Here is a 13,105-nt window from a genome sequence, read left to right on the forward strand (position 1 = left end):
ACAACACCGCCATAATTGGGATCAATAATTTTTCCATAGCTTTGAATTTAAATTAAACATGTAATCACTTCAAAGATAGTAGTTTGCAATCCGTAAAGGCACAAAAAACCATGACCGAAAGCAAAGGTTTTACCTGTTTGTGAGGTGAAATTAACGGTGGTTTTACGAAGTCTAAAGTCTAAAGTCTAAAGTCCAAATCGACGTAAGGAGATTCACCGAGCACTGTGTCTTGGCTTAGCAGATGAACCGCTGAATTTTATCACTGAGCAACTGCTGAAAGTGAAAGAGCCAGCGAGCTAAAGTCCAAAGTCTATTATTACTTATTTCTCGGATGAAACTCCTCAATAGTTTCCCTAAGGGCACTCTGGTCGATATGCAGGTATATTTCGGTTGTAGCTATACTTGCATGGCCCAGCAGTTGCTGGATATCGAGTAAATCGGCTCCGCCTTCGAGCAGGTGAGTAGCGTAGGAGTGACGAAAGGTATGCGGGCTTATTTTTTTCTTTATTGAAGCTTTCTCTGTTAATTGTTTGATAATTGTAAAAATCATTACCCTTGTTATGCGTCTTCCGCGGCGGTTTATAAATAGTGTGTCTTCTTCGCCTTTTATAAAAGGGAAATTGCCTCTAATCTCTTCCAGGTAGTAGTTCAATACATCTAAAGTGCTTTCAGCCAAAGGAACATAGCGTTGTTTATTGCCTTTTCCAATTACCCTTAATACACCTTCATCAATGAATAAATCCGAAATCTGAAGCGATATAAGTTCACTTACACGTAAACCACAGCCGTAAAGAGTTTCGATAATTACCCTGTTTCTTTCCCCTTCAATTGTACTTCGGTCAATTTCCGCGATAATACTGTCTATTTCGTCTAGTGAAAGTACCTCAGGTAAGTTTCTTTGAATTTTTGGAGCTTCTATTAAATCGGCCGGGTTCTGTTTTATATAATCCTCCAATAAGAAATAGTTGTAAAAACTGCGTATTCCTGAGAGTAAACGCGCTTGTGATTTGGCATTATAGCCTATTTTTGCTATTTGATAGACGAATTCAGAGATTGTTTTTTTGTCGATGGATAAAGGGGAGTTTTTATCGATCGATAAACAGAATTTTTTCAATTTGATAATGTCCTGTTCATACGAGATGATTGTATTATCGGCTAAGCCTTTTTCAAGCCTTAGATAAACGAGGTATTCTTTTATAGCACTTGTCCAGGTCATTTATGCAAATGGTATTATATTTGTGGTAAATATATTGTTTTATGCTAAATGAATTCTTTCTTAAAATAAATTATTCAGTATAGATTATAAAGTTGAGGTTAAATTCAATATACTTGTTGTACGAAATAAAGTACACTTAGAGCTTTTAACCGTAGAGGTCGCAAAGTTTCAAAAAAAAACAATTTAAATATGAAATTACTCATTCTTAACGGTCCCAATTTAAATTTATTAGGGAAAAGAGAACCGGAAATATATGGCAGTAAAAGTTTTGAGGACTACTTCAATTACTTAAAGCAAAACTTTAAGACTGTAACGCTAGAGTATTACCAATCGAACATAGAAGGTGAGTTGATTGATAAAATTCATGAAGTTGGCTTTAACTATGACGGTATAATTTTCAATGCAGGAGCTTATACTCATACATCTGTTGCCTTGGGCGATGCCATTAAGGGAGTTACTACACCAGTTATAGAAGTACATATTTCTAACGTTCATTCGCGTGAAGATTTCAGACATACTTCCTATATAGCTCCATGGTGTAAAGGCACAATTGCAGGATTTGGGTTGAAATCGTACGACCTGGCAATTCAAAGTTTCATTTAATTGATATATATGAGAAAAATTTTCCATTTTTTTATCACATTAATAATTCTGGTTTCATGTAATTCCGGTGAACAGAAAGCCTCAGAATCGACTTCAGCTAAAGGAAAAGCTGTTGAGCCGACTGAAGAGAATTACGTTAAAAACATCGACTTAGATCAGATAAAGGAAAAAGGTGTATTAAGAGCCTTAACAGTGTACTCTCCTTCAAATTATTTCCTGTATAAGGGGTTCAGTATGGGTTTCGAGTATGAATTGCTAAATAATTTTTCTGAATATCTGGGTGTTGATCTTCAAATTATAAGAGTAAATAATCTGGATGAGGTAATCCCAATGTTAAAAAGGGGAGAGGGCGACATTATTGCACATGGTTTAACAGTTACTGAAGACAGAAAAAAAGAAGTTAGTTTTACAGATTATCACCGTTTAACACATCAGGTACTGGTACAAAGAAAGCCTGAGAACTGGCGAAAAATGACACTGGATGAAATAGATGATGTGCTTGTAAGAAATGTTATAGAACTCCTGAATGACACAGTTTCCATTAGAAAAAATTCTTCATATCTGGAGAGAATTAATAATATAATGAAAGAAACCGGAGGTACTATATATATAGATACTATTCACGGTAAGTATTCAACTGAGGCGATAATTGAAATGGTAGCCAAGGGAGATGTAAAATATACTATTGCCGATAATAATATTGCCGATATTAATAAATCAAATTTTAGCAATATAGATGTTTTCACTAAGTTAAGTCTGTCTCAACGAATTTCATGGTCGGTTAGAAAAGATTCACCCAATCTGAGAGAAGAAGTGAATTTCTGGTTAAAAGAAATTAAAAAAAGTGGATATTTTAATATTGTTTTTAATAAATACTACAAAAATTCAAAGCAATATAAAAAGCGAATCAGAAGTGAGTATTTTAGTTTAAAAACCGGTAAAATAAGTAAGTACGACGATTTGGTTAAGGAGTACAGTGAAAAACTAGGATGGGACTGGAGAATGTTAAGTTCCCAAATATTTCAGGAATCTAAATTTGACCATGATAAAAAATCATGGACCGGAGCAGAAGGACTGATGCAGCTTATGCCAAAAACAGCACAAAGTTTAGGCATGACTAATAATACCCCTGAAGAAAATGTTAAGGCGGGAACCAAGTATTTGAAGCAAATTTATGGAAAATGGGAAGATATACCGGATTCCATACAAAGGATGAAATTTACTCTGGCATCGTATAATTGCGGATATGCTCATGTAAGAGATGCACAGAAGCTGGCTAAACGGGAGAAAACCGACTCGACAAGATGGGATGAAGGTATAAGTAAATATATACTGATGTTATCAAACTCTGAATATTATAATTTACCCGAAGTTAAATATGGTTACGTTCGCGGAAGGGAAACCTATAATTATGTTGAAGAAATTTTCGACAGATATAATAACTATAAAGAGTTTGTAGAAGAATAACTACACTTAAAGCATCACTTTAAGTGCCTACTGGTATCCCCTGTTTTTGGTAGTATTTTTTTTAATGTACCTTTACTAGTATTAGTTGTCGTACAAATAAAAAGTCACTAATTGACATATTATCACACTGCCTGACAACCGTTTTTTTTTGGAAGATTTTCTTCTGTATTTAGGATAAACTTTGTTCATGGGATTTCATATCTGTTTGCAGATCTCCGAAATATAGAACGCCCCGGATAGCAGCGATAGCTTTTGTTTGCTGAGACAAGTGAACAAAGTTTTGTGGCGGCCACGCCAAAAGCGTGGACCCCGCAGAGCTATTGTGAGCTGTTTCAGCAGGCAAAACTATAAGCGAATAGCCGGAATAGGCGCATAATATATATTTTTATTCAGATATCTGTAATTTTAATCGACTGACATACAGTGAGATCTAAGGTGAAAGTTCACCATATCATATAAATTTTAAAATATATACTTAATTCGATGTAACAATTCTTAAATTGATTCGTCATTTTATTGAAGTCAACTTCTAAAAGAAAGATTTAACTTGAAATCATGGAACAAAGTAATTTTATTGAGAGGGTAATGCCTTTTAAAGATAAGCTGTTCCGTTTTGCTAAAAGAATATTAATTTCTTCCGAAGAGGCTGAAGACGCAACCCAAGAAGTTCTTTTGAAATTATGGAATCGACGTACAGATTTAGGTAAATACAAGAGTTTAGAAGCTTTTGCAATGACAGTTACAAAAAATTACTGTCTGGATAAGCTGAAAAATAAACATTCGAGTAACCTATCGCTTGTTCACAGTAACTATGATTCGGGCACAAAGAATCCGGAGCAGGTTACAGAGCTAAATAATACTATTGATCTTGTAAAAAAAACTATTGAAACTCTACCAGAGCAACAGAGAATGGCGATTCAGTTAAGAGATATAGAACACTATACTTTAGAAGAGATGGAAGAAGTATTAGGGGTGAGTAATTCAACTATTCGGGTAAATTTATCGAGAGCACGTAAAAAGGTTCGCGAAGAATTAATCAAAACGAGTAACTATGGCATTAGATAATAAAATAAAATATATAGAGGAGCTTGTAGAAAAATACTACGAGGGGCAAACATCTATGAAAGAGGAAGAAACTCTACGGGATTTTTTCACTAACGAAGATGTACCTACACACTTAATGTACGAAAAGGCACAGTTTACATACTATAATGAAGAAAGTAAACTTACTAACGACATTGAGTTTGAAGATCTTAATATAGAAAATCAACCGAAGAAAAGGTCTAAAATTTTTAGATTTATTAATTATGCAGCAGCGGCAGCTCTATTGATTTCAGCAGGATGGTTTTCTAATATGAAATACCAGGAGCATTTAAAGGAACAAAGGGAGCTTAAAATAGCCTATGCTGAAACACAAAAAGCAATGGAATTACTTGCAAGCAATTTTAATATTGGGTTAGAGCATGCAGATGCTTTAAAGGAAATGAACAAGACGCAGAAACTAATCATAGATAAAAATTATTAAAAATGAGAAATATAGTATATATAGTAGCAATTATGAGTATGCCACTGCTTGGCTTGGCACAAAACTCAGTTGAAATTTTCAACAAATACAAAGGAAAAGAAGACATAACTACTGTTTCTGTATCAAAATATATGTTTTCTCTTTTCTCTGATGTTGAAACAGATGATCCGGACAGTCAGGAATTTTTAGATCTTGTACAAACTTTAGAAGGAATGAAGATTTTGACGACTGAAGATGCTGTAATGGCTCAGGATATAATTAAGTCGGTTAAAAAGCATATGGATAAGAATGATTTTAAAGAACTGATGACGGTTGAAGAAAACGGAAAAGACGTAGTTTTTAAAATTAGGGAGGAAGGAAAAAAAGTTTCTGAGCTTATAATGTTAGTTAACGAAGGTGATGAAGTTGTATTTATGAGTATTGTTGGAAACATTGATTTGAAAAAGATATCCAAGTTGTCGAAAAAAATGAACATTTCAGGTGTGGAAAATCTTGAGAGTATTGATGATGAAAAGTAACAGAGAATATACTTAAAGTATAACTTTAATAACGTTGAGATGAAAAAATATATAAGCATACTGGTAATTATAGCAGCTACACTATTCTCGTGCAGTAAGGAAATGAGTCTTCAGAAATACTTTGTGACAAAATCGGCCGAAGAAGGATTTATGTCGGTAAATGTACCTTCGAGCATGTTGCAATTAAAAGAAGGACAGGATAATGAAGAAAATATGGAAGCCTTAAAGAGTTTCAGAAGATTAAATGTTCTTATTTATAAAAAGGATGAAAATACCACTGTTAATCAGGAAAAAGAAGTTGCTACAATAGAAAGGATTTTATCGGCAGGTGATTTTAAGGAACTTATGTCGATGAATTACAAAGGTCATTCCGGAGTATTGAGCTATACAGGTGATGATAACCAAATTAAAGAAGTTATAGGTTTCGGTGAAGGAGAAGAAGGCTTTATATTACTTAGGTTAACAGGAGATAAGATGACAGTGAAGCAATTGGCTAAACTTGCATCAGCTATCGATTTTGACAAGAGTAATCTGGAGGATTTGAAAAATTTAGATCTTTAATTTTTTTACCGCAAAGATCATAAAGGAAAGCGCAGGGTAACGCAGAGTTTTTAATAAAAAAAATACTCTGCGTTTTTTTGTGCCAAACTTTGCGAAACATTGCGGTTATTTTTTTTTATCATTATCTCATTGAGGTGTTTCACAAAAAAAAACTTACCTCTCGGAATGACGTTTAAAATTGATGTCAAATACATTGGCTAATAAAACCTATTCCTTCAAAATCAAATTATTAGGGTCGAAAAACACATCAACAGGCTTTTTATCACTTATAATTTCAAAATCAACCGTTTTTGAGTTGATTTCTATCCTCTCGGTGGTTGATTTTCCATTATCGTACTTCAGCAATACTACCATAGTATTGGTAAACACTGCTTCCTTTTGAATCTGTTTTATTTTTCCGATAACTTTTCCGTTGGAGTATTCCCATTCACCTTCATATTCAGGCAATTCATATGAATACAACCAGGGGTTGAAAAATCGCTTAAGGTCCTTTTTCGACACTGATTCGGCTACTTTTATAAAGTCGTCCGTATTAGCGTTCGAATATTTGAATTTTTGATAAAATGCCCCTAATATTTCAAAAAAAGTATCATCGCCAACCTCCGATCGCAACATGTGAAGCAGCCAGGCACCTTTTTGATAGGAGTAAGGGTTTAGCATTATATTAGGATCATCAACTTTTGCAGGTACTAATACACGATATGGGAATTTGTTTTTATAGTTTAAAACTCTCCTGCGTTCTGACACCATTAATGCTGCCATCTTCTCTTTACCGTATTTATATTCCATATATACGTTTTCGAGATAGGTTGCAAAACCTTCACTCAACCAGAGGTGGGGCCAGTCTTTCTCCGAAACTGAATTTCCAAACCACTGGTGGGCTATTTCGTGGGCTAACAAGTATTCGTTTGTTCTGTTTCCGTCAATGCTGTTTTCGTCGTAAAAAACACATCCGGCATTTTCCATTCCACCATAGCGTGTGGTTGATTGTACGTTGTATAATTTATCAAATGGGTATTTCCCTATTAATTCTTCGAAAAAAGAAGTTATTTCCGGTGCTATAGAATAGTCGTAGAAAGCTTTTGACTTATTATCGGGATAAACATATGACTTTATTACAAAGGGGCTCTCCTGAACGGTTTGTGTTGCAAATTCGGCAACTCCGATAACCATTAATTTCGTTGAAAGTTCATATGACGTTTTGTAATGAAATACAGTTGTACTGTCTTTAATATTATTAGTTAGCTGAGTTCCATTAGCTACAACAGAGTACTTGGAAGGAACTTCTACAAAATATTCAACACAGGCCTTGTCTGAAGGATGATCGTAAACCGACAACCAGTTTTTAGCCCTGTCGGGCCAGTTATCGCCAAAGAAAGTCCGGTTGCCGAACTTATTTTCCCCTATAATCAGACCGTCTTTTGGTATTCCTTTATAGTAAATGTTAAATGCGAAGTTTTTATTGTTAAGACTTACAAATAGTGAATCCCGGACTCTGCGGTAGGGTATGGTTTTATCTTCGGCAATGACTTTTTCTATCATCATTCCCTTATCCAGGTTAAGAACTGCTTCTTTGTTAAGTGTTTTTCCTTTTATCTCAGATATAACATAAATTGAATCGTTATCATCATTCAGCTTAATGTTAAATGTGTAATGCTCAATATCCTGAGTTGTAATCTGAGCACCAGCAATGCCGGAAAATAAAATATAAAGGATTATTAATAGAAAAGTGTTTTTCATTTATGAGATTTAGCTAGGTGTATACCTTTCAAAGGTAGCATCTTCGTAGAATATTACAATATGTTTTATTTTTTTCGAAGATGAATCAGCCAATGCAGAGTGCAGGACATCTGATTCTGTTTCATTTTCTACAACTACAGCCGAATTATCACTTTTTATTTGGTTTTGATTCTTCCTCTCGGTTCCGTTAAGGAGCCAGTAAATATTTATATCAGGAAATCTCTTTAATACTTTTAATATAAAATCCAGGCTGGGTTTATTACGCCCGGAGAGTATATGAGAAATTGAAGAACGCTGAACATCTATTTCATCGGCCAGAGCAGATGCAGATAAGTTATTGTCGTCCAATAACCGTTTAAACCTTTCAATAAATCCTGAAGTATCCATAGAAATTATGTGTTTACATTTGTAATCTTGTGAAAGTATAACCTATACCACAAAGTTATGTTACAAATGTAAACAAGTTTACAGAAAGAAGCAAATCATTTGTAAAATACCTACATTTTAGCTTAAAGTAAAGATTTAAGTAAGCTATATAAGTCAATTGATTATCAATATATTATATAAAATACTTATTAATAATGACGAAGACTTAATCACCCCCTGTTATTAGATGTCTATATCATTATATCAGCTTTCTTCGTGTTTACAAAAGTAAAAAAGAATTGTATTTCTGAGTTTACAAATCTCAACAAAGCATAGTTTACATTTGTAAACAAGTTAATTGTTGCATTTTGTAAACACATAAGTTATTTTTGAGAAATGATAATTAAGTGTATGGAAAAGATTGATGTACTAAATATATATAATGCAATAAAAGAACCTGAAATAATAAACAGGTTAATAAAGCATTCAACAATAAAAAGGCTGGTTAAAAATTTAAATTCAAAGTTTAAAACTAAAAAGCTTGGATACAGTGTTCTTGGAAAAGAAATATATTCCATAGAATTTGGTGAAGGGAAAAGGAATATTTTATTGTGGTCGCAAATGCATGGTAATGAACCTACGGCGACCGGAGCAATTTTTGATTTATTAAACTTATTTGACCAATATTCAGAAACGGAATTAGTATCAGCTTTAAAACGAGAATTCAAATTTACTTTTATACCCATGTTAAATCCCGATGGTGCAAGGAACTGGACCAGAGTAAATGCATTAAATATCGATTTAAACAGAGATGCTATAGTAAGGGAGGCACCTGAAAGTAAGATATTATGGAAACTTGTTGAAGATCTTAAACCAGAATATTCATTTAATCTACACGACCAGAGAAACATATTCAATGTTGGTGAAACTGATAAAACAGCTACTGTTTCATTTTTATCTGCATCTTTCGATGAGTCGAGAGCAATTAATAACGACAGAGCTCTTACAATGTCGTTAATTGCTGAAATGAATGATACGGTTCAGGAATTAATGCCGGGACATGTTGGTCGTTATACCGATGAGTTTTATCCGACTGCAACGGGAGATAACCTTCACAAGTCAGGTTTTAAAAATATTTTAATCGAATCCGGCACATATCCAAATGATTCAGAGCGACAAATAACAAGAAAAGCTAATTTCATGGCTATTTTAAAAGCTTTTGAAGTAATTCTGGATGGAGTAAAACCCGACAGGACAGAAGATTACACTAATATTCCCAATAATGCAAAAAGGCTTTATGATCTGATAATCAGGAATGTTAGGATTTCAAGTAACTCTACAAGTTCATTAGTCGATTTTGGGATTATGTATAACGAAAGACCTGATGCAGACTATAGAAATATGATTAAGAAGTCGCATATTGAGAATATTGGAGACCTTTCACAATATTTTGGTATACAGGAAATAAATGCCAAAGGGGCTTTATTTTTCGACGGTGTAAAGCACTTTGCATCATTAAAACAGGAAGCAAATTTTGAAATTGGGGAGAAAATTAAAGTTGTGAATGGTGAAATAGTGATGCATTAATGCATTGATCAGTGCTATGGTTGGAATTATCTTTTTACAATACAGTAAGTTGCATTTTTTTAGAAGATTTTTCCTTTTTTTATGTTGCGGCATTCAATAAAACTTACTACTATTGCACCCGCAAACGCAATACGGGTGTAGCTCAGCTGGTAGAGCAGTGGTCTCCAAAACCAAAGGTCGTGAGTTCGATCCTTACCACCCGTGCAATTCAAAAGCCTGTCACGAAAGTGACGGGCTTTTTCATTTTCAGAGCGTCAAAAGTTTACTTTTGGAAACATTTGAAAATAAAAAAGTACGGATGAGCAAAGCGAATCAGGCTTTTGAATTGCAACATTCCCCAAAAGATCACCGAGCGGGAGCGAGGTAATCTTACCCCTTACAAACAAATTTTTTTAGTTTTAACATTAACTTAACTCTATAAGTAATTATGCTATATTAATTTAGATGACGTAATTACATAGAGTTATGAGTATGGATAGACGCAAATTTATAAAAACGGGAACAGTAGCTGCAGCGGGAAGTATGGTTTTACCTTCATTTCTGCATGCCTACGACAATATTAAAATTTCGGGAGATATGAATAGTTATTTAGATCATTTTGGGGTTTCGACCGAAGTAATAAGAAAGGTGATAGCCGAAGGAATGTCAAAAGGAGGACATTATGCAGATCTATTTTTTGAACATAAGATTTCAAATTCAATAAGTTTAGAAGACGGAAAGGTTAATAAAGCGTATTCAAATGTCGACTTTGGAGTAGGCATACGTGTTCTAAAGGGCGACCAGACGGGTTTTGCCTATTCGGAGACAGTTGATACTGTATCGATGATTAATGCTGCCAGAATGGCTGCGAATATAGCTGACAGTCCGAGGGACTTTAAGCAGGGAGATGTTACTGAAAAACTACCTGCCAATTACTATAAGATATCAAGAAAATGGGAAAGTGTTTCGGTAGAAGACAGGATTCCCTTTGTTCAAAAAATTAACGATAAAATATTCAGTCTGGATGAGAAGGTTTCAAAGGTAAAAGCTTCTCTTTCTGATGAATCCGGCTATATTCTGTTTTACAATTCGGAGGGTTTGTTAAGTTACGATTACCGTCCGATGGTTAGCTTAAGGGTTGTATGTACTATGCAAAAGGGCGATCAGATAGAGAACAGTTATTCTGCACGTTCATTCAGAACAGGCTTTGAATGGCTTAATGAAGATGTTATGGATGAGCTTGCAAAAGAAGCTATCGATAAAACAAATATATTATTTGATGCTACCAAGCCAAAAGCCGGTGAAATGCCAGTTGTACTTGGAGCCGGAGGTTCAGGTATATTGCTACATGAGGCAATCGGTCATACTTTCGAAGCTGATTTCAACCGGAAGGGAACATCAATCTTCAGTGATAAGATGGGTAAAAAGGTTGCAGAAAGCTTCATTAATATTATAGACGACGGAACATTAGAATATAATCGAGGATCAATAAATATAGATGATGAAGGTAATGAGGTTAAGAAAACTTATTTGGTAAAAGACGGAATCCTCAACAGCTATATTCACGACCGTATCAGTGCCAAACATTACGGAGTAGATCCAACGGGTAACGGACGTCGTCAGTCGTTCAGGCACATTCCTCTTCCAAGGATGAGAGCTACTTACATGGAGAACGGACCTCATTCCCGTGAAGAATTATTTGAAAATGTTGAATATGGTGTATATGTTGATAATTTTAGCAACGGACAGGTAAATATTGGAGCAGGCGATTTTACGTTTTTTGTAAAGTCGGGTTACCTTATTGAAAAAGGCAAACTTACCGATCCGATTAAGGATATTAATATAATTGGAAACGGACCTCAGGCACTTGCTGATATATCAATGGCTGCCAATGATTATAAAACTGATGAAGGAACATGGACATGTGGTAAAAACGGACAATCAGTTCCGGTTTCTTTGGGGCTACCTTCGGTACTTGTTAAAAAGCTTACAGTTGGAGGAACAAGTTAATTAACAATTGATAAACTGTATTAAGCAAAATTGAAAATCATTAATCATGACCAAAGAGGAAAAATATAAATTAGCTAAATGGGCTGTGCAATATGCCATCGAAAATGGTGCAAACGAAGCGAAAGCGGGTGTTTATGAAAGTCAGAGCAGCAGTATTGAAGTAAGAGAGAAAAAAATAGATAAGCTGGAACAATCAGCACAGAGTGCATTGAGGATTTCATTATATGTAAACAATAAATATTCTGTACATTCTACTAACAGGCTGAATAACAAGGTAGAATTGGAAAGATTGATCAAAGAGGCTATTACAGGAACAAGATTTCTTGCCGAAGATGAGTACCGCACACTACCGGAAGCGGATTTATACTTCGATGGGGATTATAAAGATTTGAAGAATTTTGATTCTGATTTCTTAGCAATAGACCCTCAGGAAAAAATTGACATTGCTTTTAATGCTGAAAAAGAAGTTCTTGGTAAAGATGACAGGATTATTTCTGTTACAGCAAGCTATTACGACGGTATGAGCAGCAGTGTAATGGTGTGCAGTAACGGTTTTGAAGGTGATACGGCCAATACTTATTATGGAGTAAATGTGATGGTATCGGTTAAAGGAGGAGATGCCCGCCCGGAATCGTATTGGAATGAAAGTTCAATATATTTCAAGGATCTGAAAACTAAAGGAATTGGGGAAATTGCCTTGAAACGCGGACTTGACAAAATTGGACAAAGTAAGATTGAGTCGAATGAAATGCCGATGATAGTTGAAAACAGGGTTGTAGGTCAAAGTTTGAGTCCACTTATTTCTGCATTGTCGGGTTCAGCTATTCAACAAAAGAATTCATTCCTGATAGATAAAATAGGAGAGAAGATAGGGTCTGATATTCTCACAATTGTTGATGATCCATTTATTGTTTCCGGTTATGGTTCAAAAATGTTTGACGGGGAAGGTCTTAACCTTAAAAAAAGATCTATAATAGAAAATGGCATTTTGAAAAGTTATTATATTGACACCTATTACGCGAAAAAATTAAATATGAGTCCTACTTCAGGGGCTACATCAAATATAATTTTTAAGCCGGGCACAAAAGACCTTAAAGAAATGGTTTCAGCACTCGATAGAGGAATACTGGTTACCGGATTCAATGGAGGAAATACAAATGGAACAACCGGCGACTTTTCGTATGGGATTGAGGGATTTCTTATAGAGGACGGAAAAATTGTTAAACCTGTGTCGGAGATGAATATAACGGGCAATATTATAGATTTGTACATGAATCTGGTTGAAGCAGGAAATGACGTATATGATAAATCACCATGGAGATTGCCTTCTCTAAGGTTTAATAATGTTGATTTTAGCGGTTTATAAAAAAACTGATTATGTAAAACATTTTCCCGGTAGATTTATTTTCTTCCGGGATTTTTTTGTCCTAATACCAAATGAATTTCAGAAACCTTTTGGTTCAGCGCAGCTAATGCACTATTAAAATCAAAGTATTTTTAGTTTTAGCAATTTACAAAAATCGTTGCATAGCC

Annotated in this window: 12 protein-coding genes and 1 tRNA gene; 10 read left to right on the forward strand and 3 right to left on the reverse strand. The window is 34.7% G+C overall.

Annotated features, from left to right (window positions below; translation table 11 throughout):
- Positions 1 to 316: 316 nt before the first annotated feature.
- Positions 317 to 1,216: a site-specific tyrosine recombinase XerD gene (gene xerD / locus ABFR62_09390; GenBank protein MEN8138636.1), complete on the reverse strand. Its 900-nt coding sequence runs from the start codon at positions 1,214 to 1,216 to the stop codon at positions 317 to 319.
- 189 nt (positions 1,217 to 1,405) lie between these two features.
- Here xerD and aroQ point away from each other — a divergent pair, with 189 nt between their 5' ends.
- The 6 genes from aroQ (at position 1,406) to ABFR62_09420 (ending at position 5,890) form a co-directional block, all read left to right on the forward strand.
- The gene (gene aroQ, locus ABFR62_09395; GenBank protein MEN8138637.1) at positions 1,406 to 1,819 is read left to right on the forward strand and encodes a type II 3-dehydroquinate dehydratase; all 414 of its coding nucleotides are present in this window, start codon (positions 1,406 to 1,408) and stop codon (positions 1,817 to 1,819) included.
- Between the two features lie 9 nt (positions 1,820 to 1,828).
- A complete protein-coding gene (locus ABFR62_09400; protein MEN8138638.1) occupies positions 1,829 to 3,286 on the forward strand; it encodes a transporter substrate-binding domain-containing protein in 1,458 nt (485 codons plus the stop codon).
- 555 nt (positions 3,287 to 3,841) lie between these two features.
- Positions 3,842 to 4,351, forward strand: a complete 510-nt coding sequence (locus tag ABFR62_09405; GenBank protein ID MEN8138639.1) for a sigma-70 family RNA polymerase sigma factor — start codon at positions 3,842 to 3,844, stop codon at positions 4,349 to 4,351.
- Positions 4,338 to 4,811 (forward strand): hypothetical protein, encoded by a 474-nt coding sequence (locus ABFR62_09410; protein MEN8138640.1) that lies wholly within the window; start codon positions 4,338 to 4,340, stop codon positions 4,809 to 4,811. The genes ABFR62_09405 and ABFR62_09410 overlap by 14 nt, the downstream gene beginning before the upstream one ends.
- Before the next feature lie 2 nt (positions 4,812 to 4,813).
- On the forward strand, positions 4,814 to 5,329 hold the full coding sequence (locus ABFR62_09415) for a DUF4252 domain-containing protein (protein ID MEN8138641.1): 516 nt from the start codon (positions 4,814 to 4,816) through the stop codon (positions 5,327 to 5,329).
- A 39-nt stretch (positions 5,330 to 5,368) separates the two neighbouring features.
- Complete coding sequence (locus ABFR62_09420; GenBank protein ID MEN8138642.1) at positions 5,369 to 5,890, forward strand: DUF4252 domain-containing protein; 522 nt, start codon at positions 5,369 to 5,371, stop codon at positions 5,888 to 5,890.
- 207 nt (positions 5,891 to 6,097) lie between these two features.
- Here ABFR62_09420 and ABFR62_09425 read toward each other — a convergent pair whose 3' ends face one another.
- Positions 6,098 to 7,630, reverse strand: a complete 1,533-nt coding sequence (locus tag ABFR62_09425; GenBank protein MEN8138643.1) for a M1 family metallopeptidase — start codon at positions 7,628 to 7,630, stop codon at positions 6,098 to 6,100.
- Between the two features lie 9 nt (positions 7,631 to 7,639).
- The gene (locus ABFR62_09430) at positions 7,640 to 8,017 is read right to left on the reverse strand and encodes a helix-turn-helix transcriptional regulator (protein MEN8138644.1); all 378 of its coding nucleotides are present in this window, start codon (positions 8,015 to 8,017) and stop codon (positions 7,640 to 7,642) included.
- A 390-nt stretch (positions 8,018 to 8,407) separates the two neighbouring features.
- Here ABFR62_09430 and ABFR62_09435 point away from each other — a divergent pair, with 390 nt between their 5' ends.
- The 4 genes from ABFR62_09435 (at position 8,408) to ABFR62_09450 (ending at position 12,938) form a co-directional block, all read left to right on the forward strand.
- Entirely contained in the window at positions 8,408 to 9,583 is a 1,176-nt protein-coding gene (locus ABFR62_09435) for a M14 family zinc carboxypeptidase (protein ID MEN8138645.1), read from the forward strand.
- Between the two features lie 131 nt (positions 9,584 to 9,714).
- A tRNA-Trp gene (locus ABFR62_09440) sits at positions 9,715 to 9,787 on the forward strand.
- Positions 9,788 to 10,054: 267 nt separating this feature from the next.
- Positions 10,055 to 11,572: a TldD/PmbA family protein gene (locus ABFR62_09445; protein MEN8138646.1), complete on the forward strand. Its 1,518-nt coding sequence runs from the start codon at positions 10,055 to 10,057 to the stop codon at positions 11,570 to 11,572.
- Between the two features lie 46 nt (positions 11,573 to 11,618).
- A complete protein-coding gene (locus ABFR62_09450) occupies positions 11,619 to 12,938 on the forward strand; it encodes a TldD/PmbA family protein (GenBank protein ID MEN8138647.1) in 1,320 nt (439 codons plus the stop codon).
- Positions 12,939 to 13,105 lie beyond the last annotated feature (167 nt).

The sequence above is a fragment of the Bacteroidota bacterium genome (assembly GCA_039714315.1).
Classification (GTDB): Bacteria; Bacteroidota; Bacteroidia; order Flavobacteriales; family JADGDT01; genus JADGDT01.

What these genes read in the sequence shown, in the direction of transcription:
- ABFR62_09430 (MEN8138644.1), bottom strand. Translation starts at nt 8,017, where the DNA reads ATGGATACTTCAGGATTTATTGAAAGGTTTAAACGGTTATTGGACGAC.
- ABFR62_09445 (MEN8138646.1), top strand. Translation starts at nt 10,055, where the DNA reads ATGGATAGACGCAAATTTATAAAAACGGGAACAGTAGCTGCAGCGGGA.
- xerD (MEN8138636.1), bottom strand. Translation starts at nt 1,216, where the DNA reads ATGACCTGGACAAGTGCTATAAAAGAATACCTCGTTTATCTAAGGCTT.
- ABFR62_09425 (MEN8138643.1), bottom strand. Translation starts at nt 7,630, where the DNA reads ATGAAAAACACTTTTCTATTAATAATCCTTTATATTTTATTTTCCGGC.
- ABFR62_09415 (MEN8138641.1), top strand. Translation starts at nt 4,814, where the DNA reads ATGAGAAATATAGTATATATAGTAGCAATTATGAGTATGCCACTGCTT.
- ABFR62_09435 (MEN8138645.1), top strand. Translation starts at nt 8,408, where the DNA reads ATGGAAAAGATTGATGTACTAAATATATATAATGCAATAAAAGAACCT.
- ABFR62_09410 (MEN8138640.1), top strand. Translation starts at nt 4,338, where the DNA reads ATGGCATTAGATAATAAAATAAAATATATAGAGGAGCTTGTAGAAAAA.
- ABFR62_09420 (MEN8138642.1), top strand. Translation starts at nt 5,369, where the DNA reads ATGAAAAAATATATAAGCATACTGGTAATTATAGCAGCTACACTATTC.
- ABFR62_09405 (MEN8138639.1), top strand. Translation starts at nt 3,842, where the DNA reads ATGGAACAAAGTAATTTTATTGAGAGGGTAATGCCTTTTAAAGATAAG.
- ABFR62_09400 (MEN8138638.1), top strand. Translation starts at nt 1,829, where the DNA reads ATGAGAAAAATTTTCCATTTTTTTATCACATTAATAATTCTGGTTTCA.
- ABFR62_09450 (MEN8138647.1), top strand. Translation starts at nt 11,619, where the DNA reads ATGACCAAAGAGGAAAAATATAAATTAGCTAAATGGGCTGTGCAATAT.
- aroQ (MEN8138637.1), top strand. Translation starts at nt 1,406, where the DNA reads ATGAAATTACTCATTCTTAACGGTCCCAATTTAAATTTATTAGGGAAA.